This window comes from Acinetobacter sp. (genome assembly GCF_041919735.1).
Taxonomy (GTDB): Bacteria; Pseudomonadota; Gammaproteobacteria; order Pseudomonadales; family Moraxellaceae; genus Acinetobacter.
Map to the genome: position 1 here is coordinate 34,946 of NZ_JAYRTF010000010.1, position 22,029 is coordinate 56,974.

22 protein-coding genes are annotated in these 22,029 nt (G+C 45.2%); 11 read left to right on the forward strand and 11 right to left on the reverse strand.

The window, feature by feature from the left end:
- Window positions 1-12: 12 nt before the first annotated feature.
- The 4 genes from ACE3T3_RS07735 to ACE3T3_RS07750 all read left to right on the forward strand — a co-directional run bounded on the left by ACE3T3_RS07735 (window position 13) and on the right by ACE3T3_RS07750 (window position 3,806).
- Window positions 13-1,200, forward strand: coding sequence for a phosphoglycerate kinase (locus ACE3T3_RS07735; protein ID WP_374665652.1), 1,188 nt, complete (start codon window positions 13-15; stop codon window positions 1,198-1,200).
- 213 nt (window positions 1,201-1,413) lie between these two features.
- Window positions 1,414-1,680, forward strand: coding sequence for a hypothetical protein (locus ACE3T3_RS07740; protein WP_374665653.1), 267 nt, complete (start codon window positions 1,414-1,416; stop codon window positions 1,678-1,680).
- A 120-nt stretch (window positions 1,681-1,800) separates the two neighbouring features.
- Entirely contained in the window at window positions 1,801-2,835 is a 1,035-nt protein-coding gene (fba, locus tag ACE3T3_RS07745) for a class II fructose-bisphosphate aldolase (RefSeq protein WP_374665655.1), read from the forward strand.
- Between the two features lie 113 nt (window positions 2,836-2,948).
- Window positions 2,949-3,806, forward strand: coding sequence for an EamA family transporter (locus ACE3T3_RS07750; protein WP_374665657.1), 858 nt, complete (start codon window positions 2,949-2,951; stop codon window positions 3,804-3,806).
- Window positions 3,807-4,390: 584 nt separating this feature from the next.
- Here ACE3T3_RS07750 and ACE3T3_RS07755 read toward each other — a convergent pair.
- A complete protein-coding gene (locus tag ACE3T3_RS07755; RefSeq protein WP_374665659.1) occupies window positions 4,391-4,555 on the reverse strand; it encodes a hypothetical protein in 165 nt (54 codons plus the stop codon).
- 175 nt (window positions 4,556-4,730) lie between these two features.
- Window positions 4,731-5,384, reverse strand: a complete 654-nt coding sequence (nfsB, locus tag ACE3T3_RS07760) for an oxygen-insensitive NAD(P)H nitroreductase (protein ID WP_374665661.1) — start codon at window positions 5,382-5,384, stop codon at window positions 4,731-4,733.
- Window positions 5,385-5,653: 269 nt separating this feature from the next.
- Between nfsB and hpaI the strand changes: the two genes are divergently transcribed.
- Entirely contained in the window at window positions 5,654-6,451 is a 798-nt protein-coding gene (gene hpaI, locus ACE3T3_RS07765; protein WP_374665663.1) for a 4-hydroxy-2-oxoheptanedioate aldolase, read from the forward strand.
- A gap of 342 nt (window positions 6,452-6,793) precedes the next feature.
- Window positions 6,794-7,012 carry a transposase gene (locus ACE3T3_RS07770; RefSeq protein WP_374665779.1) on the forward strand — a complete coding sequence of 73 codons (219 nt, stop codon included), beginning with the start codon at window positions 6,794-6,796 and terminating at the stop codon, window positions 7,010-7,012.
- Between the two features lie 36 nt (window positions 7,013-7,048).
- Here the strand turns inward: ACE3T3_RS07770 and ACE3T3_RS07775 are convergent, their stop codons facing one another.
- Both ACE3T3_RS07775 and ACE3T3_RS07780 read right to left on the reverse strand, forming a co-directional pair.
- A complete protein-coding gene (locus ACE3T3_RS07775; RefSeq protein ID WP_374665665.1) occupies window positions 7,049-7,768 on the reverse strand; it encodes a UDP-2,3-diacylglucosamine diphosphatase in 720 nt (239 codons plus the stop codon).
- Between the two features lie 118 nt (window positions 7,769-7,886).
- Window positions 7,887-8,396: a peptidylprolyl isomerase gene (locus tag ACE3T3_RS07780; RefSeq protein WP_067665756.1), complete on the reverse strand. Its 510-nt coding sequence runs from the start codon at window positions 8,394-8,396 to the stop codon at window positions 7,887-7,889.
- Between the two features lie 166 nt (window positions 8,397-8,562).
- On the opposite strand from ACE3T3_RS07780, the gene ACE3T3_RS07785 reads away from it, so the two are divergent.
- The 3 genes from ACE3T3_RS07785 (at window position 8,563) to ACE3T3_RS07795 (ending at window position 11,933) form a co-directional block, all read left to right on the forward strand.
- Window positions 8,563-10,290, forward strand: coding sequence for a glutamine--tRNA ligase/YqeY domain fusion protein (locus tag ACE3T3_RS07785; protein ID WP_374665668.1), 1,728 nt, complete (start codon window positions 8,563-8,565; stop codon window positions 10,288-10,290).
- Between the two features lie 157 nt (window positions 10,291-10,447).
- Window positions 10,448-11,359 (forward strand): bestrophin family protein, encoded by a 912-nt coding sequence (locus tag ACE3T3_RS07790; protein WP_374665670.1) that lies wholly within the window; start codon window positions 10,448-10,450, stop codon window positions 11,357-11,359.
- A gap of 115 nt (window positions 11,360-11,474) precedes the next feature.
- Entirely contained in the window at window positions 11,475-11,933 is a 459-nt protein-coding gene (locus ACE3T3_RS07795; RefSeq protein ID WP_374665672.1) for an SRPBCC domain-containing protein, read from the forward strand.
- 108 nt (window positions 11,934-12,041) lie between these two features.
- On the opposite strand, the gene ACE3T3_RS07800 is transcribed toward ACE3T3_RS07795, so the two are convergent.
- The gene (locus tag ACE3T3_RS07800; protein ID WP_374665674.1) at window positions 12,042-12,575 is read right to left on the reverse strand and encodes a lecithin retinol acyltransferase family protein; all 534 of its coding nucleotides are present in this window, start codon (window positions 12,573-12,575) and stop codon (window positions 12,042-12,044) included.
- Between the two features lie 106 nt (window positions 12,576-12,681).
- Here ACE3T3_RS07800 and ACE3T3_RS07805 point away from each other — a divergent pair, with 106 nt between their 5' ends.
- Complete coding sequence (locus ACE3T3_RS07805) at window positions 12,682-13,467, forward strand: phosphodiester glycosidase family protein (RefSeq protein ID WP_374665676.1); 786 nt, start codon at window positions 12,682-12,684, stop codon at window positions 13,465-13,467.
- 116 nt (window positions 13,468-13,583) lie between these two features.
- Here ACE3T3_RS07805 and ACE3T3_RS07810 read toward each other — a convergent pair whose 3' ends face one another.
- The 5 genes from ACE3T3_RS07810 to putA all read right to left on the reverse strand — a co-directional run bounded on the left by ACE3T3_RS07810 (window position 13,584) and on the right by putA (window position 19,595).
- A complete protein-coding gene (locus ACE3T3_RS07810) occupies window positions 13,584-13,841 on the reverse strand; it encodes a hypothetical protein (protein WP_374665678.1) in 258 nt (85 codons plus the stop codon).
- A 47-nt stretch (window positions 13,842-13,888) separates the two neighbouring features.
- Window positions 13,889-14,059, reverse strand: a complete 171-nt coding sequence (locus ACE3T3_RS07815) for a hypothetical protein (RefSeq protein WP_374665680.1) — start codon at window positions 14,057-14,059, stop codon at window positions 13,889-13,891.
- A 50-nt stretch (window positions 14,060-14,109) separates the two neighbouring features.
- Entirely contained in the window at window positions 14,110-14,334 is a 225-nt protein-coding gene (locus ACE3T3_RS07820) for a hypothetical protein (RefSeq protein ID WP_130144758.1), read from the reverse strand.
- A 253-nt stretch (window positions 14,335-14,587) separates the two neighbouring features.
- The gene (gene trmA, locus ACE3T3_RS07825; RefSeq protein WP_374665683.1) at window positions 14,588-15,670 is read right to left on the reverse strand and encodes a tRNA (uridine(54)-C5)-methyltransferase TrmA; all 1,083 of its coding nucleotides are present in this window, start codon (window positions 15,668-15,670) and stop codon (window positions 14,588-14,590) included.
- A 175-nt stretch (window positions 15,671-15,845) separates the two neighbouring features.
- Window positions 15,846-19,595: a trifunctional transcriptional regulator/proline dehydrogenase/L-glutamate gamma-semialdehyde dehydrogenase gene (gene putA / locus ACE3T3_RS07830; protein WP_374665685.1), complete on the reverse strand. Its 3,750-nt coding sequence runs from the start codon at window positions 19,593-19,595 to the stop codon at window positions 15,846-15,848.
- A 125-nt stretch (window positions 19,596-19,720) separates the two neighbouring features.
- Here putA and ACE3T3_RS07835 point away from each other — a divergent pair, with 125 nt between their 5' ends.
- A complete protein-coding gene (locus ACE3T3_RS07835) occupies window positions 19,721-20,218 on the forward strand; it encodes an Lrp/AsnC ligand binding domain-containing protein (protein ID WP_374665687.1) in 498 nt (165 codons plus the stop codon).
- Between the two features lie 82 nt (window positions 20,219-20,300).
- On the opposite strand, the gene putP is transcribed toward ACE3T3_RS07835, so the two are convergent.
- The gene (gene putP / locus ACE3T3_RS07840) at window positions 20,301-21,815 is read right to left on the reverse strand and encodes a sodium/proline symporter PutP (protein ID WP_374665689.1); all 1,515 of its coding nucleotides are present in this window, start codon (window positions 21,813-21,815) and stop codon (window positions 20,301-20,303) included.
- Between the last annotated feature and the right edge of the window lie 214 nt (window positions 21,816-22,029).

The window sequence follows — 22,029 nt, forward strand, 5'->3', positions numbered from 1 at the left end:
AGAGAGCTATACATGAACTTTCAGCGTATGACTGACCTTGATTTAGCAGGCAAGCGTGTTCTTATTCGTGAAGACCTTAACGTTCCTGTTAAAAACGGTGTGATTACCAGCGATGCGCGTTTACGTGCGGCATTGCCAACAATTAAAGCTGCTTTGGCAAAAGGCGCAGCTGTAATGGTTTATTCTCACTTAGGCCGTCCTGTTGAAGGTGAACCGAAAGCTGAACAATCTTTGGCCCCCGTTGCTGCTTACTTAACTGAGGCTTTGGGCCAAGACGTGAAATTATTCACTGATTATTTAGATGGCGTTGAAGTTCAGCCAGGCCAAGTTGTATTGCTTGAAAACTGCCGTTTCAATGCAGGTGAAAAGAAAAATAATCCAGAGCTGGCTGCTAAATATGCAGCGCTTTGCGACGTATTCGTGATGGATGCCTTTGGTACGGCGCACCGTGCAGAAGCGTCAACTGAAGGCGTAGCGCGCTTAGCGAAAGTAGCCGCAGCTGGCCCATTATTGGCAGCCGAATTGGATGCTTTAGGCCGTGCGCTAAAAACACCTGAAAAGCCAATGGTTGCCATTGTTGCAGGTTCAAAAGTTTCGACTAAATTAGATGTGCTGACTTCATTGTCTGATATCTGTGACCAATTGATTGTCGGCGGCGGTATTGCCAATACATTCTTGGCGGCAGCTGGCTTCAATGTAGGCAAATCATTGTGCGAACACGATTTGATCGATACAGCCAAAGCCATTGCGGCTAAAGTGGCTGTGCCGCTTCCTACAGACGTTGTAGTTGCCGATGCTTCAGAAATCGACTTCGGTGATTTCCTCGGTTCATTGGCTGCGGCAAAAGCAGTTGTGAAGAAAGTGGAAGATGTTGCTGACAACGATATGATTTTGGATGTTGGCCCAGAAACAGCAAAAACGTTTGCAGAGATTTTGAAAACTTCAAAAACCATTCTTTGGAATGGCCCAGTAGGCGTATTTGAAGTGGATCAATTCGGCGAAGGCACAAAAGCATTGTCTTTAGCGATTGCTGAATCTGAAGGCTTCTCTATTGCTGGCGGCGGCGATACTTTGGCAGCGATTGACAAATATGAAGTGGCTGACAAAATCGGCTATATCTCTACAGGCGGCGGCGCTTTCCTTGAGTTTGTTGAAGGCAAAACTTTACCAGCAGTTGCGGTATTGCTTGAGCGCGCGTAATACTCCATTTCAAGTGCTGAATGCTAAGTGCAGAATTATAAATGCTGCACGTTAAGCATTGAGTTTTGAATAGAAAAAGGCTGGCATTTGTCCAGCCTTTTTTTATGTTCTTCAGCCGGCGTGAAGTGATTCATTTTTTAGTCATCAAAATGAAATATAACTGCAATAAAATTTTCTGCAGTTACTTCTAACTCACCTCAGATAGGAAAACGAATGAAGCTTAAACTGGCACTTGCTGCACTATTAATTGCCCCACTTGCATTAACAGCATGTTCTAAAAAAGAAGAAGCCCCTAAAACTGAAACAGAGGCTTCTGCGCCAGCAGATAATGCACAGACGACACCAGAACAGCAGGCTGCAATTGATGCCTTGGATAAGCCGGTACTGGACGAAAAAAATCAGGATGTTCCTGCTGAAGCTGCCAATGCGCCGGCTGATGAAGCCACAGCTGATGCTGAATCTGCATCTGCTGCGCGCTAATTGTTGTTTTTATTTTAAAAGTCCCTGCATATGCGGGGATTTTTTTTATAAAACGGCTTTTTGATGCTGATTTGAAATCATTGTACATGTAGAATATGTCGCATTACCTGGGAGGACACTATGGCTCTTATTTCATTGCGCCAGCTCTTGGATCACGCCGGCGAACATGCTTACGGCGTACCAGCGTTTAACGTAAACAACTTAGAACAAATGCGCGCAATTATGCTTGCAGCAGATGCAACAAACTCACCTGTGATTGTGCAAGCCTCAGCAGGCGCGCGTAAATATGCAGGCGCGCCTTTCTTGCGTCATTTGATTTTAGCTGCGATTGAAGAATGGCCACACATTCCTGTCGTAATGCACCAAGACCACGGCACAAGCCCAGACGTTTGCCAGCGTTCTATTCAGCTTGGCTTCTCATCAGTGATGATGGACGGTTCTTTAGGTGTGGATGGCAAAACACCGACTTCTTATGAATACAACGTAGATGTGACACGCCGCACAGTGGCGATGGCGCATGCATGCGGCGTATCTGTAGAAGGCGAAATCGGCTGTTTAGGCAGCCTTGAAACAGGTATGGCGGGTGAAGAAGACGGCGTAGGCGCAGAAGGCGTGCTCGATCATTCTCAACTGCTGACTTCTGTTGAGGAAGCGCGTCAATTTGTTGCAGATACCAATGTCGATGCTTTAGCAATTGCGGTGGGTACATCGCACGGCGCATACAAATTTACCCGTCCGCCTACAGGCGACATTTTGGCAATCGACCGCATTAAAGAAATTCATGCGGCGCTTCCAAATACGCATCTTGTTATGCATGGTTCTAGCTCTGTGCCGCAAGAATGGCTGGCTGTGATTAATCAATACGGCGGCGACATCAAAGAAACTTATGGTGTGCCAGTTGAACAATTGGTTGATGCAATCAAGCACGGCGTGCGTAAAATCAACATTGATACCGATTTGCGTTTAGCGTCTACAGGTGCAATGCGCCGTATGATGGCTGAAAAACCAAGCGAATTTGATCCGCGCAAATTCTTTGCTCAAACGATTGAAGCCATGAAGCAAATCTGTGTTGACCGTTACGAAGCATTTGGCACTGCGGGCAATGCTGACAAAATTCGTCCAATTTCTTTAGAGAAAATGGTTGAACGCTATTAATAATCCGTCATAGATTATTTTTGAAGAAAAGCCCACCACTGAAGTGGGCTTTTCTTTGTCAAAGCAATAGAAAATACAGCGCTGAAACGCTGATTCAATGAAAAGAGCATGTCATGGAACTGATTTTTGCCGCTGCACTCTGCAGCGTTGCAGTCTCTATTCTGCTGAAAATCTGCAAGGAAAAAGGCTATAACACCTTTCAGATGATTGCATGGAATTACGCTGCAGCCAGCATTTTATGCTATCTGTGGTTTAAACCTGATTTGCAGCATATTTCGGTGCAGCAAACACCTTGGTGGCTGATTTTAATTTTAGGCATTTTATTGCCTGCCATTTTTCTATGCCTAGCAAAATCATTGCAAACCGCAGGCATTCTGAAAACTGAAATTGCCCAAAGGCTGTCCGTTGTTTTGTCTTTGTCGGCGGCGTATTTTATTTTCCAGGAACAGTTTAATCCGCTGAAGATCTTTGGCATTGTGCTGGGAATCGGCAGTGTGCTTTGCATTCTCATTTCACATCGTACAGCAGATGGATGGTCTGATCAGCCGCAGGCTTTTATATACATCGCCAGCGTGTGGATCGGTTATGCCTTAATTGATATTCTGCTGAAATATACGACTGGCTTAGGGGTGCAGTTTTCAGTCGCGCTAAACCTCATCTTTATTTATGCCTTTATTCTGTCGCTGCTATATACGGCGGTACGCTATAAAAGCACGGGTTCGCTTAAAAATATGCTGGCAGGATTCGGACTGGGCATTTTAAATTTTGCCAATATTGCGCTGTATGTGAAAGCGCATATGCTGCTGAAAGACAGTCCTGCGATTGTTTTTGCGGGCATGAACATTTTAGTGGTGCTGTTCGGTGTACTCAGCGGCTTAATCATCTTTAAAGAAAAATTAAAGGCAGTTTCGGCGCTGGGGCTGTGTCTGGGGATTGTCAGTGTGCTGTGCTTAGCTTATGCCATGATTTGATTCACTCCACAGCGTGGCAGATGTTTAAAATATGTTGATAAAGCCTGCAATAGCAGGCGTTATCGGTTTTTCTGGATTGGCGGCTGAAGGAACTTTCTGCAATCTGCAGGGAAAAGTGATGACATTAAGTGAATGCGGTATGGCTTTCAGCATGTGTGCAGGTCAGGGATTGATGCTTCTCTAAAGAGCCGTGATGTGGGCGGCTTTAATCGCAGGCTTTATACATTCAAATTTTATCGGCAGGCCGAATAAGGCAGGGTTAAAACAGATTTTGAAGATATTCAGCGCCATAGAAACAGCGCTCAATCGAAACCATGCAAAACTCTGTATTGTTAAAATATAAGCAATGCACAGGACAGCATTTGTTATGTATTTGAAATACCGCATGCTGCGGGATGGAATTTTGACAGGATTGATTTAAACGGGATATTTTTTGAACGCCGCCATAAAATAGCCCATCATGCAGACAGGCTAGAAAAGATGTTAGGTGTGCAATTTGAAAGCTTTTGAGCGGTTAGGCTTTTGGCTTTCAAGTGTGAGCTATATCTTTTATTTAACAAAAAGAGGGATAGCTCTAGGCAGGCTTAGCGGTTGAAGCGCAGCGCAGTGTCTTGGAAATAGCTTTTTGCAATCGCCAGCGGATATTTGAATAAATCATGCGTTTCAATTGTGCCTTGCAGCTGGCCGGCATGCTGGCAATTCGGGCAAGTCGGGTAATTGAGGAAAGCGTCTGAATTGTATTTATGCATGTAGACGGTTTTGCATGCTGTACATTTAAATTTCATGGGTAATTTTGGCGCAACAGGCATAATCAGTGACCTATTTTGTATTTGCGCAAAATATACTCGATTATTGTTTAAAAAATAAGTCCTGAAATGACAAAAAAGGGGAAATGTTCCCCCTTTTATCGCTTTTTTATAAAGATTAGAGCTTCGTGAAAATATCTTCTTTCACTAAACGGGATTTAGGCAGCTTTGCATTGAAATCATTTTCACTGCGGTAGCCTAAAGTCAGCAGCACAGAAGGAATTAAGCCTTGTTCAGCCAGTTTAAGTTCTTCTGAAATGATATCTTCATTAAAACCGCCAATCGGGGTGGCATCAATGCCTTCAATTCCTGCAGCTAAAAGAATTTGCCCTAAAGCGATAAAGGTTTGATTTTCTGCCCAGCGCTGAACATCGCCTTTTTCATTGCGGTAATAGTCAACATAACCTGCACGGCCATTCTTTTGATCTTGTTTGGTTTGTTCGTCTTTAAAACGGCCATTCACATCATCTTGGTTCAGGATTTTATCTAAATGCTGCTCTGTAATATCGGCTTTGGTGCAAAACAGAATCGTATGTGAAGAATCCAATACTTTGGGTGCATTGTAGGCATATTTCCCGACCAGCGATTTGGCAATACGCTGTTTCGCCGCATCATTGTCCGCAATGAAATAATGCCAAGGCTGGATATTAATCGAAGATGGAGCTAAACGGAGAATCTGCAATAAGCGCTCAAACTGTTCCTGTGGAATTCTTTTAGTTGGATCATAGGCTTTGGTGGTATAGCGGTTTTTAGAAATGCTCAGCACATCCATGAATGCAGTCTCCGTCAATCAATTTGCTTTATCTTAATCTTACCGGGGCCAATCTTATAATAGATTAGAAGAATTTTCATTCAACTTAAATTTTATTTAGTTGAAAAGAACCGTCTAAACGCATGCATGCGCCGCATGACGAAAGCATGTGAGGGCTTTGGCTACGCATTGATAGTTCATTTCAATCAGGAAAGATATTTTCGCTATTGGTACTTTTGCTGAAAAGGGGTTTAATCAATGCAATACCTCATCCAGCATTGAGCAAGTATATGATTGACTACACCAACCACTTTAAGCGCAAATTAAAAACCCAACAGCAAATTGGTTTATGGGTTGGCCTTGCAGATGCCTATGGAACAGAGATTGCGGCCAATGCAGGATATGACTGGCTGCTGATTGATGGTGAACATGCGCCTAGTGATTTAAGAACGACATTGTCGCAGCTGCAAAGCATTGCAGCTTATCCTTCTCAGGCTGTGGTGCGTCCGCCTATAGGCAGCGTGCAGCTGATTAAGCAGCTTTTGGATATTGGGGCGCAGACTTTGCTGATTCCCATGGTCGAAACCGTAGAGCAAGCTGAGCTGATGGTCAAAGCTGTACACTATCCGCCTTTAGGCGTGCGCGGAGTAGGCGCAGCATTGGCGCGCGCTACCCGCTGGAACAGTATTCCAGACTATTATGCACAGGCGCATGAAAATATTTGCCTGCTGATTCAGATTGAATCGGTAACCGGACTGGCAAATCTGGAAGATATTTTGAAGGTTGAAGGCATTGATGGCATCTTTATTGGCGCAGTTGATCTCTCTGCAACTATGGGCTATGAAGGCAATCCTAATCATCCTGAAGTGCAAAAAGCGGTGATTGATGCCATCAAGCGCATACGCGCCGCAGGCAAAGCTGCAGGCATCTTGTCGACCCAGCATGAAGCGACGCAGCAATATATGGAGCTGGGAACAGAGTTTGTTGCAGTTGGCGTGGATACTAGCGTGCTGATGAACTCACTGCGTGAGCTTTTGCAAAAATACAGGCCAGATGCTGAAGTGATCCGCTCAGCAGGCGGCTATTAAGTCCAGCAGAGTGCGTGCAGAGATCAGTATTCTTCGTGTTTATATGATGTTATGGTGCATATAAGTTGAACAACTAATATATGCAAGGTGTAGAATAATAAGTGCTTAATTCTAAACTTTGCATATATTGTAATGACAATGTATAATAAAAATCTATTTGAAAGATGGGTGAGTTGCCTGTCTGATTTTTTTAATAGCTGATTGTGATTTATTAGTTTATAGCCAAATGGCTTAAGAACTGTGTAGAAAGCTGCATGGCTGCAGTCGAAGAATTATTATTCCAAACCCGTTTATTAATCCTCTTTGTTGTGTCACAAAAAGCTCACAAGTTGAGTGAATATTTTGGAAATTTTAAATCAATGGCGTCAAGCCAAAGCCGTCAATGGCGATGTTGTGCAAGTAAAAGTTGTTCCGCTTAACCGTAAGCAAAATACAGTCGATGGTTTTATTTGGGTTCCGGTAGGAGAAGAAGTTTTATTGGAATCTGGTGAAACCGTCCCGATGAATTTGGACGGGGCAAGTTTTTACATTGGACAGAATCAATTATTCCGTTTGCGCTAAATCTGGCCGAATAAAGGATGAGTTAAAAAAATGGCATTAATACTGCCATTTTTTTAGCGCCAAATTCAGCTCAGGATCATGAGAATCCAGTTCTAAAATCTGCGCTTCATGTTCGCGCCAGTCCCCTAAAACGATACGCTGCTTTCCATGCACATCATGGATGTGCGGGCGGTGTGTATGGCCATGAATTAATACTTCAGCATCAGCCAAAGCGCGTTCAACAGCGTGCTGATTGACGTCCATGACGGCATAGCTTTTGAATTGATTGGCCTGCTGGCTTTTTTTGCGGAAACCATTCGCCAGCTTCTGCCGGAAGCTTAAAGGCATTTTTTTTAAAAAGCCTAAGAGCAACGGGTTGCGGATGATTTTACGGAATTTTTGGTAGGATACATCATCGGTGCAGAGCAAGTCGCCGTGTTCGATTCGAATACTTTTTTGGCCAATGTCTAAAATTTCAATATCATTCAGTAAAATGGCATTGAATTGATTGAGAAAGTTTTTGCCCAAAGCAAAATCGCGGTTGCCGGATAAAAAATAAATCTGATTGCCAGCTTCAGAGAATTGTTTTAGAGCCTGAACAATTTCATCCAGCCACGGCGCGCGGTCATCATCGCCAATCCAGGCATTAAACCAGTCGCCTAAAATATACAGCTGGGTATTTTTGTCTTTATAGGCATCCAGCAAAGCTAAAAACCCCCGAACGAGTCGAGGGTGATTGGGTGACAAATGTAAATCAGCGATAAACAGATAGGTCACGGATCTTTTCCTTGTTTTAGAATCCCTCCCAGCCTCCCTTTTTTCAAAGGGAGGAGTTCTGCATCTAATTTTAGAAGCGCCCTCCTTTATTAAAAGAGGGCTGGGGAGGATTTAAATATTACTCAGAAATGATTTTAGCAGATTCGATGACTACGTTTTCTAGCGGTACATCAGCGTGGTAACCGCGGTTGCCTGTGCGAACGCCTTTAATTTCGTTTACAACATCTAGGCCTTCAGTCACTTTACCGAAAACTGCGTAGCCCCAGCCTTGTGCATTTTTGCCAGAGTGGTTCAGGAAAGCATTGTTGCCGACATTGATAAAGAATTGCGCAGATGCAGAGTGAGGCGCTTGTGTGCGCGCCATAGCAATTGTGCCAAGGTCATTGGTTAAGCCGTTGTCAGCTTCGTTTTCAATCGCATCACGTGTTGCTTTTTCTTTGAAGTTTTCATCCATGCCGCCGCCTTGGATCATGAAGCCGTCGATCACGCGGTGGAAAATTACGCCGTCATAGAAACCGTCACGAACGTATTCTAAAAAGTTAGCAACAGTTTTTGGCGCTTTCTCACTGTTAAGCTCAAGAACAATACGGCCTTTATTGGTGTTTAATTCGACTTGAGGAAAACTCATTGTGTAATCTCCTGAACATGGCTTATAAAGCCATGGGTTTTTTGGTTGTGAGAAGCATAAGCAAACTGTAAACTACAAGGCAAGTAAAAACGTTATTTTCTTTGTTAAAAAAACGAAATAGCGTTTTAATTCTCATAATTTTTATTTTAGAAGTGATTTTACTGTTATGAAGCCAAATGATGTTGTTTCAACACTGCCAAACACCCCGACACCAAATAGTAACGCCGTCGATGCTGTGCAGCAGGAACAACAGCCTGGCTTAGACTTTGTGCGTCAGGTGATCACTGATGATTTAGCTGCTGGCCGGACTCAACAAGTAGTCACACGTTTTCCGCCTGAACCGAATGGTTATCTGCATATCGGCCACGTCAAAGCGATCTGCTTAAACTTTGGTATTGCCCAAGAGTTTTCAGGTTTATGCAACCTGCGTTTTGACGATACCAACCCAGACGCTGAAGAGCAAGAATATGTAGATGGCATTGCCAATGATGTGAAATGGCTGGGTTTTGAATGGAATGGCGAACCGCGCTATGCATCAAGCTATTTTGATCAGCTTTACACGTGGGCGGTGCAATTGATTGAACAAGGTGATGCTTATGTCGATTTGCAATCACCTGAAGAAATTAAACTGAACCGTGGTAATTTCGTTGAGCCGGGTAAAAATTCACCACAGCGTGATGCTTCAATTGAAGAGAACTTGGCGCGTTTTGAACAAATGCGTAATGGCGAGTTGGGTGAAGGCAAAGCGGTGCTTCGCGCAAAAATTGATATGACTTCACCAAACATCCATATGCGTGATCCTATTTTGTACCGTGTACTGCATTCTGAGCATCACCAAACGGGTGATAAATGGAAAATGTACCCGATGTACGACTATGCGCATCCATTATCAGATGCCATTGAAGGCATCACGCATTCACTCTGTACATTAGAGTTTGTCGATCATCGTCCATTCTATGATTGGGTTGTGGAAAAGGTTAAATCACCGTCTGTGCCGCATCAGTACGAATCGAGCCGTTTGAATGTGGATTACACCATTACTTCGAAACGTAAATTGCGTAAATTGGTTGAAGGTGGTCATGTGAATGGTTGGGATGACCCACGTATGCCAACTGTTGTGGGTATGCGCCGTCGCGGTTTTACCCCTGAAGGCCTGCGTGATTTCTGTAAACGTGTCGGTGTAACCAAAGTCGATGGCAGTATTGTTGATGTTGCCATGCTGGAATATTGCATCCGTCAGTCTTTGGAAAATACAGCAGCACGCGGTATGGCTGTGTTGAATCCACTGAAAGTAACATTGACTAACTTGCCTGAAGCAATGGATTTAACGCATGCGCGTCATCCAAACGTAGACATGGGCGACCGTATCATTCCATTGACTCAAGAGATTTACATTGACCGTAAAGACTTTGAAGAAGTGGCGCCAAAAGGCTTTAAACGTTTAATCCCGGGCGGTGAAGTGCGTTTACGTCATGCCTATGTGATTAAGTGCGATGAAGTGATTAAAGATGCTAATGGTGAAGTGGTTGAACTGAAATGTTCAATTGACCCTGAAACTCTAGGCAAGAACCCTGAAGGCCGTAAAGTGAAAGGCGTTGTACATTGGGTTTCTGCAAGCAAAGGTATTCCTGCAGAAGTGCGTATTTACGACCGTTTATTCACTGAATCTGATCCTGAAGTGGGCGATGATTTCCTTGCGAATTTAAATCCAGAATCATTAAAAGTGGTTCAAGCGGTGATTGAGCCAGCTTTGGCGGAAGCGCAAGCAGAAGACCGTTTCCAATTTGAACGTGAAGGTTATTTCGTTGCAGATCAGTTTGATCACAGCGCGGAAAAACCGGTGTTTAACCGTATTTTAGATTTGAAAGACAGCTTCAAGCCTAAGCAAGGATAAGCAAAGCACTGCTTTGCCCGAGCGCAAGAGATGAATCTGTGATACAGGTAAAACATTAATTGAGATAAATATTCCAAAAGCTCAACTTCGGTTGGGCTTTTTCATGTAAAAGTATTGGATCAACAGTAAAGCGAGCAAGTTTTATGAGGGGAAATCCGTGATTATTCGGGATAAAAATAATAGCTTTCTGCTGTTATTTGCATGGCATGGCACAATTTTACCTAAGGTGATGCCCGCGCTCGCGGTTGTTGTCAGCTTGTCGGCACTGCTGGTGTATTTAAGTGCTGCGCATTTCTTGACGACACCAGAAGTTCCCGCCATTGGTTTTACCATTTTTGGTGTGATTCTATCGATCTTCTTAAGTTTCAGGAATACGGCCTGTTATGACCGTTGGTGGGAAGGGCGTAAGCTTTGGGGCGCACTGATTGCCAATACGCGGCATATGATTCGTGATAGCCATGTACTGGAAGATGCTGAGCGTCAGATTTTGATGTATCGCGTCATGTTGTTTTGCTATTTACTGCGCGACCGATTACGTCATCAAACGAAGGATATTCAGCATTTCCGAGATCAGGTGAATTTAACTGATGTGCAATGGCAGCAATGTGCTGAACATATCAATGCGCCGCAGTACTTGCTTGAGATCATGCAAAAAGATTTGGTGCAGCTGTATAAGCAAGGTCAGATCAGCGACATCATTTATAGCACGCTGACTCGGCATACGGTGGCTATGGGCGATATTCATGCAGGCTGTGACCGTATTATGACCACACCATTGCCATTTTCGTATTCCGTTTTATTGCATCGGGCTGTTTACTCATTCTGTTTAATTTTGCCGTTCAGTATTGAAGCGAGCTTTGGTCTTTGGACACCTGTGATTGTCGCGTTAATTGCTTATTTGTTTTTAGGTTTGGATGCGCTTAGCGCAGAGTTGGAAGAGCCTTTTGGACTGCAGGAAAATGACTTGCCGCTCGATTCGATTGTGCGGAATATTGAGCGGGAAATGCTCAGTTCTTTAGGTGTGGAATTGCCGCCAGTGATTGCTGCGCAAAAAAGCAATCTAAGCTGATTCGATGATCTTTTTATGATCTTCCTCTTGTGATTTACAGATAACAATTCGGTGATATGCTTATTTTAAATAAATATGCTATCACTGAATCAACATCTAAAAAGAGGGGCTGAAAATGAGTGCAGTCATCGAAACTCAGATGCTGATCCGTAAATCAATTAATATTGTCTTCAATGCCTTTGTCGATCCACTGATTACCTCTCAATTTTGGTTTAGCCATTCGACAGGCTATGTAGAGAAAGGCAAATTATTGCAGTGGACTTGGCAGAAATATGGCGCCAAGGCAGAAGTTCAGGTTTTGGACATTCATGAAAATTCATTGATACGCATAGAATGGGGCGAACCCAAAAGCAAAGTGGATTTTAAGTTTGAAAAAATCTCAGCGATGGAAACCTATGTCACCATTAAAAATTATGACATTCCATTGCAAGGACAGGCTTTAATGGATTTTGTCATAGACAGCACGGGCGGATTTACCACGGTGCTGGATGCCGCCAAAATTTATTTGGAGCATGGCATATCGCCAAACTTGGTACAGGATAAGTTTCCGCCCTTTGGGGCTGCTGAAGAATAGCAGGCGGCTTGCGGCAAAGGTTTAGGCTTTCCGGATCATTTACCCATAGCGCAGCTGATCAGCCTCGAGGTGTGCAGCTGACAGGGCCAAGTCAGAACAGATGTATCTTTAACGGTTTTTGTGCTGCTGTTTTAAATAGCGGTACATCGGCATCTGCATTTTGGCTTTTTCACGCAGTTTCTTTTTAATATAGAACACCAGCGCAAAACAGGTGGTGGTGACTGTCAGCATCATGCTGCTCATATAGGTCATCACAGAGCTGATATAGCCAATGGTGGTTAAGCGGTTCATCATACGGACCACCTGCGGGCTGCTTTCGACGCCGGTAATCGCCCATGTGCAGAGATGTTCGCAGTTGTTGATGATGAGGTGATAGTTGTTTTCATGCATTCTGGAGCGCATGCGGCGAATCACTTTACGGCCGGTATATTTAGGCGTGGTGTATTGCTGGATTTTAAATTTTTTGCCGCGGCAAAAGGTCTCCATTGAAGTCATTTCAATAGGATGTTTTTTGAATAAGTGTGCGAAACCGGAGTAATGGATTACTCTGCCTCGTCCTGCGTAGATTCCATGATGGCTATAACCAAAATGCTTAATGATTAAATGCGCCCCTAAAGGAATCCGTGGTGTCTGCTGTTGCATGTAGACGCGTACCGATAAAGCTGCAAATGTATTTTTAGACCTTAGTGTACTTCTTTTCTGTGAATTAATCGACTGATTTGGCTGACTGGCAAGAGGAGGATTTACCGTGCAATTATTCATAACATCCGCTAGGCAATTTCCGGCGGCGCTGTATTTTACAGGATTCCTGACGGCATCTCTGCCGCTGCATGCCGGGCCTCATGCTGCGGCCATTGATCAGCCGATCAGGGCTGCAGTGGTTGAGGTGAGCGAAATGAAATATTTGGCTCTATATTTGTATGATCAAACTGGTACTCAACAGAAACCGGCGCCTTATTTGACTTTCAACAAGCTGAAAGCGGCGCTGCAGCAGCAATGCAAAAGCATGACATTCGCAATGAATGCCGGGATGTTTCATGCCGATTTTTCACCGGTTGGGCTGTATGTGGAAAATGACGTGCAGCTGCGTCAGTTGAACCGCGCTCAGCACGGTTATGGCAACTTTTTGATTCAGCCCAATGGCGTATTGGCTTGGAATGATGATCACGCTGTGATTGAGACGACGGATCAATATAGCCGTAAAGGATTTAAAGCGAAATATGCCACGCAGTCAGGGCCGATGCTGGTGATTGATGGCAAGTTGAACCCTAATTTTTTGCCGGACTCCAGTTCTTATAAACTTCGCAATGGCGTGGGGATCAAGGGCCAGTCTTTATATTTTGTGATCAGCCGTGAGCCAGTGACTTTTTATCAATTCGCTTCTTATTTTCAAGATCAGTTAAAGACCCCGAATGCACTGTATTTGGATGGCTCGCTTTCCAGTATCTATTCGGAAGATTTGCATCTGCATGATGCCTTCCGCGCTTTAGGGCCAATGATTGCCTATACCGAGCCTGCAGCAGCATGCAAATAATGCGGGTCTGCCGCTGCAGGCAGTAGGCTGGCAAAACCTGATTCTCACCGCCAGATAGAGAGCAGCTCAGCGGATGATCGCTCAGGCCGTCATTATTATCTTAGATGCGCGAAGCATCAATCTGGAGATTGCGTCGCCATGCCCAAGATGGAATTCTGCATATTGCATGCCTGAATGGCATCTTCGTTGCTTAAGCCTTTTAGATTGGCCTCAAACTGCTCGCGTTGCGCTTTAATCTGCTCTTCAGGCAGCCCCATTTGTTGAGCAAGCGCTTCAATCTTCTTCCATGATTCTTGGCATTCCTTTGGCATCTGGCTGCAGGCGCTGAGGCTCAGTGAAAGCAGAACCACGCTTAGGGTTAAAAATGGCTTCATGGTTTTTCCCTCCATCGTTTATTGTTTATCTTTGCTTGAGCTATTCTTTAGCTATTGATAAATAGTTCATCTTTAAAAAATAAGTACGGCATGATGATGAACAATAGGCTGCTGGTATTTTTAAATGCGGCGCTGAATAAGGTATCTACGCGGTATAAAGGCCATTTAAAGCGGATGTGATGTTCAAAGTCAAATTTAATAGGCAATAAAAAAGGCATTGAGCCCAATGCTGAATGCCTTTTTTGCCAATAAGCTGGAACGGTATGCGCTACTGAAGCGGTAAATGTTGCAACTCATTTAATTCTTTGCGGCTGTAGCCCCGTGATGCCAAAACCTTCTTGATGCCGATGATGACATCTTCATCTGTTGCTTTTGCCAGTGCTTGCAGCAGCTGTTCATTGGTTTTGCAAGAGCAATCATTTTCAACACAAGCAATTTGGTTTTTATGCTCGTTTTCCTGTTCATTAGAGAACAGCTTTTGCCAAAAACTCATAGAGCCTTCACTTACGACCTAACATAGGATGAAATATAACCAAACCAGTAAATAAAACAAGCCTATAGGAGATAGAAAAGCATCACTTGAATGCTGATTTTTCCGATCATCAGTTTTGAAACTGATGAAGCATATAGCTTTATCTTATATATTTGATGTTAAGTGATTCATATGTAAAACTATTTCAGGATAATAAAAAAGGGATTAATTCAATCCCTTTTTTATGACAGTTCAATGACCGGTAATAAATTGTTTAAATCTTTTCCAGCAATACGCCTGATTCTACATGATGGGTGTATGGGAACTGGTCAAACATCGCAAACTGCACAATTTTGTGAGACTGCAATAATACGTTTAAATTGTCATGCAGCGTATCTGGATTGCATGAAATATAGATGATGCGCTCAAAGCGCTGCAATAATTTCAGCGTTTCATCATCAATACCAGCGCGCGGCGGATCGACAAAGACGGTATCAAAGTCATAGCTGCTGATGTCAATGCCGGCTTCTTCCAAGCGGCGGAATTCGCGTTCGCCATTATAGGCTTGGGTAAATTCTTCTGCAGACAGGCGGGCAACTTGAATGTTATCAATCTGGTTTTGTTCTATATTCCACTGCGCGGCGTAAACAGAAGACTTAGCCAGTTCAGTGGCCAAGACACGGTTAAAACGTGTAGACAGCGGAAGGGTGAAGTTGCCGTTGCCGCAGTACAGTTCCAATAAGTCTTTGTCCGACTGCTTCGCTGCATTGCAGGCCCATTCCAGCATCTTTTGGCAGACTTGCGCATTGGGCTGGGTAAAGCTGCTTTCAATTTGCTTGTATTGATAGCTGCGGTCAAAGACTTTGAGTTCTTCAGCCACATAGTCGTCAGTTAAAATGACGCGCTGCCCGCGGCTGCGGCCGTAAATTTTAATATTGAGTTTATTCGACAGCGCTTTGGCTGCGGTTTCCCAGTCTGCATTGAGCGGGCAGCGGTAGACCAAAGACACCAGCATTTCGCCTTTGAGCGTTGCTAAAAAGTGAACCTCAAATAAACGCTTTGAAAGAATGTCCTGCGCTTTCAACTCATCGAGCAATACCGGCATTAAGGCATTAATGCTTTGATCTGCAATTGGAAAATCTTTGATTTCGACCACTTTCTTTTGATCGTCTGCATCACGTTCAAACATCGCATAGAACATATCATCTTCAGTATGCCAAATACGGAATTCTGCACGCATGCGGAAGTGCTGCTCAGGTGAGTCAAATACTTCTAATGAGGGAGGATTAAATTCGGCAAATTGCGCTGAAATACGCTCAACTTTTGCATCAAGTTGTTGCTGATAAGATGAAGTCATATACAGAAAAAATCACAAACATGTTCAAAACAGGGATGGTAGCAAAGATTGAAGTTCAACGGTCAAATTATTGTTTTAAATCGTGCAAAATTATCCGCTTTTCAGCTTTTCTTCAGGCTAAAAAAGCAAACCCGTACGAATACGGGTTTGCCTCCTCTGAGGGAGAGAGGACTGATCAGCTCATGGTCATCAGGCTGGCGTTGCCGCCTGCCGCCGCGGTATTAATGCTGATCGCGCGTTCAATGACAAAGCGTTCCAGCGGAATATCGTATTGGCCCGGTTCTAAGCGGGTAATGCCGATAATTGCGCCGTCACGGGAAGCAATTTGCTTTTGCAGCTGAAGCAGCTGCGTTTTAGTGCCATGCAGCAGCACGGCATCAAATTTGCCTGTTTCAATTTTAGGAATGACCGCAATCCGATTTGCAACCGCTTGAGGCATTTTCTGCAGATATTTCAGAATAAAGGTATTCTCTGCCAGCACCGCAGGCTGTGCGCCGACTTTGAAAATGGCGAGCAATTGATGCAGATGATCGGCGTCTTGGTCGGCCAGCAGCAATACGCGATGACGCGGCAATACGGCATATTGGTTGCTTTCACCGGTTGGGCCTTTCAGTTCAAAGCTGCTTCCGGCACAGAACTCTGCTGGCAACTGCAATTTAATCTGAGGAAAGGCTTGTTCTGCCCATTGCTTAAATGGTTCGTACAGCGCTTGAGATTTGGACAGGGTTGCCGCTTTGCCTGCTGCAAAAGGCTGCGCCAATTTTTTCTGGCTGCAATGCTGCATGAGGCGGTAAGCATAGATTGGGCCGCCTGCTTTCGGGCCTGTGCCGGATAGGCCTTCGCCGCCAAAAGGCTGCACGCCAACCACTGCGCCGACAATGTTGCGGTTAATGTATAAGTTGCCGACTTCTGCTTTAGCAATCACCGTCTGAATGGTTTCATCAATACGGGTATGCAGGCCCATGGTGAGGCCATAGCCCTTGGCATTGATTTGATCAATCAGCTGATCCAGTTCGCCGTATTTATACGTAATCACATGCAGCACAGGGCCAAACACTTCACGGCGCAGATCATCCAGATTAGGCAGTTCAATCAGCGTCGGCGCAACAAAAGTGCCTTGGCTTAACGCGCGCTGATCCGAATTGCGCATCAGCTGATGCACTGTATGGCCTTTGGCGCGCATGCTGTCGATGTGCTTATCAATAATGCCTTTGGCTTCTTGATCAATCACTGGGCCAATATCGGTCTTGAGCAAATAAGGCTTGCCGACATTCAGCTGCTGCATCGCGCCTTTCAGCATGGTGATCACGCTGGCGGCATTGTCTTCCTGCACGCATAAAATACGCAGGGCAGAACAGCGCTGGCCGGCACTGTCATACGCTGAGTTCACTACATCTAAAATAACTTGCTCAGTCAGCGCCGAGGAATCCACAATCATGGCATTCTGGCCGCCAGTTTCAGCAATCAGCGGAATAGACTGTCCTGAACGGCTGATGCGCTGAGCCACAGTTTTTTGCAAAATGCGGGCAACTTCAGTCGAACCGGTAAACATAATGCCTTGAACACGCTCATCGGCACTCAGTTTGGCGCCGACTGTTTCTCCGCGGCCCGGCAAGAGCTGAATTGCAGATTTCGGCACGCCGGCATCCCACAGTATCTGCACGGCTTGCGCGGCAATCAATGGGGTCTGTTCAGCCGGTTTAGCAATAACGGTGTTGCCAGTCACAAGCGCTGCGGCAATTTGACCGCTGAAGATCGCCAATGGGAAGTTCCAAGGGCTAATGCACAGTACTGTGCCTAAGGGCTCAATTTGAACACTGTTATCCAAATCAATCGCTTGCGCTGCATAGTAACGCAGGAAGTCAACCGCTTCGCGCACTTCTGCAATGGCATTGCCATATGTTTTTCCGCTTTCTCGGCACAGCAGCACCAGCAAGGACTGCAGATTGCTTTCCATGGCATCCGCTGCCCGCTGCAGGCAGGCCGCGCGTTCATTTTTAGGCATGTTCTGCCACGCTGACTGCACTTGTTCAGCATTGGCTAAGGCGGCATCCACCTGTTCAAGGCTTGCTTCGGTCACATGGCCGACAATGTCCAAATGATCTGCAGGGTTCAGAATGGCAATTGAGGTGGAATCTGCCGCATCCGCCTGCAGGTTTTCGCCCATCGGCGCCGCTGACCATTGCGTCTTGCTCAGTTCATAGGCGGTATGATCCAACGCTAGCAGATCGTGATCATTGGCCAAATCAAGACCGGCAGAGTTATTGCGCTGTTCGCCGTATAGCTGTACTGGATAAGGAATAGCCGGGTGCTTTAAGCCGGCTTTGCCTTCAGTTTTAGCTGCCTGTTCAATCGTAATGCGCGGATTTTCGATCAAATCATCAATTTTTAAGGTTTTATCGGCAATGCGGTTTACAAATGATGTGTTTGCGCCATTTTCCAATAGGCGGCGCACCAGATAAGCCAGCAAAGTTTCATGATTGCCCACAGGCGCATAAATACGGCACGGCACACCCAGCTTATGATCTTTCTTATCGCCAACCACTTGTTGATACAGCGGTTCACCCATGCCGTGCAGGCATTGGAATTCGTACTGGCCGGCATAATACTGCGCGGGATCGGCTAAATGATAAATGGTCGCTAAGGTTTGCGCATTATGCGTTGCAAACTGCGGATATATATATTCAGGTGCAGCCAGCAGTTTTTTCGCGCAGGCGATATAAGATAAATCGGTATGCACTTTGCGGGTAAAGACCGGGTATTCGCTCATGCCGTCAATTTGCGCTTTCTTGATTTCGCTGTCCCAGTAGGCGCCTTTGACCAGGCGGATCATCAAGCGTTTTTGGCTGCGTTTCGCCAAGTCCACAACGTAATCCACCACATAGAAACAGCGCTTTTGATAAGCTTGAATCACAAAGCCGATGCCTTTCCAGTCGTTGAGCTGCGGCTCAAAGCATAGGCGTTCCAAAAGCTGCAGTGAAATTTCTAAACGCTCAGATTCTTCAGCATCAATGTTCAGGCCAATATTGTACTGTTTGGCCAAGACGGCAAGCTGCAGCACTTTTTCATACAGTTCGTCCTGCACGCGTTCAATCTGCGCGCGCTGATAGCGCGGGTGCAGGGCAGACAGTTTAATCGAAATGCCTGGGCCGTCGTAAACGTCTTTATCTGCAGACGCTTGGCCAATAGCATGAATCGCATGGGTGTAATCATCATAATAGCATTCTGCATCATGATCGGTTAAAGCCGCTTCACCCAGCATGTCGTATGAATAGCGGAAACCTTTATCTTCCAGTGTTTCAGCATTTTTTAACGCTTCGCTGATGGTTTCTCCAGTCACAAACTGCTCGCCCATCATCCGCATGGCTGCGTCAACTGCTTTGCGGATAATGCCGCGGCCGCTGCGCGCCAATAGGCCAGTCAGCAAGCCAGACAGGCTTTTTGATTGCGGGGTTTCCATCAATTTCCCGGTCAGCATTAAGCCCCAAGCCGCAGCGTTGACAAACATCAGGCTGCTTTGACCCAAATGCTCTTTCCAGTTGCCTTGGTTGATTTTGTCTTTGATCAATAAATCGCGGGTGGCTTTATCTGGAATGCGAAGCAACGCTTCCGCCAAGCACATCAGTGCAATGCCTTCTTGTGACGATAACGAAAACTCTTGCAGCAGACCTTGCACGATGCCGGCTTTGCCTGAATCGCCTTTGCGCTCACGCAGGCTATGCGCAAGGTCAAAAGCCAATTGATAAATGCGGTCTGAAATTTCCAAATCGACTGTGCTGTTTGCCAGCAAATTTTCGACAGCTTCACTTTCGTCACGGCGCCAAGCGCGGTTGATTTCCAGTTCAAATTCGGTTTTCGCATCAAATGGGGTGATGTAACCGGGCTGTGTTTGAGATTCGCTGAATTGAGATCTTGCTTCCATCATTTTTACGCCAACATCCTGTGACAATGAAAATTTAAATTGAATATTTGAGTTTATTTAATTTATGATCACAGAAAATATGCCGCACAACTCACTATATTTTGCTTAAATTTTAGGGAAAAATTCAGATGGCGAGCCCAATTATGACGTTGGACCGTACAGATATCAGGATATTGGATATCCTGCAAAAAGATGGCCGGCTTTCCAATATTAAACTTGCAGAAATGGTGAATTTATCGCCGACAGCTGCGCTGGCGCGTGTGCAGAAACTGAGCAAAGACGGTTTTATTTTAGGCTATGAAGCCAAGCTGAATCCAGACTTGCTGAATAAAAGCTTTGTGGTTTTTGTCGAGATTCTTTTGGATAAAACCACCCCCAATGTGCTGGAAGAATTTACCGACGCGGTGATTCAATATCCTGAAATTGTGGAATGCCATATGATCAGCGGCGGTTTTGATTTTGTCGTGAAAATCCGCTGCGCCAGTATGGAGGAGTTTCGGAAAATATCAGGGCAGGTGCTGTGGCAGCTGCCGGGGGTGAAGGAAACCCGCAGCTATCCGGTGATGGAGGTGATTAAGGAGACCTCTCAGATTAATATTAAGCAGCCGGTGAAAAAAATAAGCTGATTCATCATATTGGGATGAAACTTTCGGCATTAAAAAGGGACGATAAACTTCCCTTTTTAATTGAAAGCTGAAAAGCTATAAATTACTTGCTGTCACGCAGCTCCTGCATTTCTTTTTCATAAATAGCATTCGCTTGATCAAAACGCTCAGTGACGTCTTTAGACGGCGCTTTGCTGAGCAGGCTGAAGACAACAATGCTGATCGCTGAAAGAATGAAACCTGGAATAATTTCATAGATGCCTGTAGCGGCCATGGTGTTTTTCCAAAGAATCACTGTGATTGCGCCCACCAGCATGCCGGCAATCGCGCCATTCAGGGTCATGCGCTTCCAAAACAGCGACAGGAGAATGAGCGGGCCAAAAGCTGCGCCAAAACCGGCCCATGCGTAGGCAACCAGGCCTAGAACTTTGCTGCTCGGATTCAATGCAAGGAAAATCGCCAAGACGGCAATGGCCAGCACCATCAAGCGTCCAATCCAAACCAGTTCTTTTTGCGATGCGTCTTTACGGATAAAGGCTTTGTATAGGTCTTCAGTCAATGTGCTTGAGCAGACCAGCAGCTGGCAGCTGAGCGTACTCATCACAGCCGCTAAAATAGCAGCCAAAATGACGCCGGCAATCCATGGATTGAACAAAATTTTAGTTAATTCCATGAATACGGTTTCAGGGTTGGCGGCTACAGCGGAAGCAAACTCAGGATGCACTTCAAAATAAGCGATGCCGAAATAGCCGACTGCAACTGCACCGCCCAGACAAAGAATCATCCATGTCATGCCGATTTTACGTGCAGCAGGAATAGACTTCACTGAATCGGCGGCCATGAAGCGCACCAAAATGTGCGGCTGCCCAAAATAGCCTAAGCCCCATGCCATAGAGGACAAAATGACGACAGCACTGAGATCGGAAATCCAGTTGTTTGCCAGCGGACGAACAGACTCAATCACCGTGGTGACGTGCTGCGCATGATCATCCAGCGCCATATAGGTCATGATTGGCGCCAAAAGCAAAGCGAAAATCATCAGGCCCGCTTGGAAAGTATCTGTCCAGCTGATGGCAAGGAAGCCGCCAATGCAGACGTAAGTGATGGTGGCAATTGCGCCAATCCAAAGGGCGGTGGTGTAGTTCCAGCCAAAGAGGCTTTCAAATAAGCGCGCGCCCGCAACCATGCCGGATGCGCAATAAATTGCAAAGAAAATTAAAATCACAAAAGCGGAAATAATCCGCAGAATTTTTTTGCTGTCGCCAAAACGGCTGGTGAAATAATCCGGCAAGGTTAATGCATTATGCTGAACTTCAGTATGAACGCGGAGGCGGCCGGCAACCAGCAGCCAGTTGAGCCATGCGCCGATGATGAGGCCGATTGCGATCCAAGCTTCAGATAAGCCGGATAAATAAATTGCGCCTGGCAAACCCATCAGCAGCCAGCCGCTCATGTCGGATGCGCCGGCAGAAAGGGCGGTCACAACGCTGCCTAAGCTGCGGCCGCCTAAAATATAGTCATCAAAATTTGTTGTTGCCTTGTAGGCGTAAAGTCCGATGCCAATCATTGCCACGATATAAAAAATAAACGTGATTAGCGTTGGATTGAGTTGGCTCATAACTATGCCATCCATTGTCTGTTCAAATGACCATCTTTCCAAAGATGAATTATTGTTCGATATGACCGAGGTGGAGATTCAACCATAATTTAAAAATTACGTTCCGTAACAATTGAGTGCGTTTTATTATAGTTTTGTGAAACTAATTGTAAATTTGGTTACAAAGAAAAGAAATTCATTGATTTTTAGCATTTAAGTAATTTGTGTAACTTTT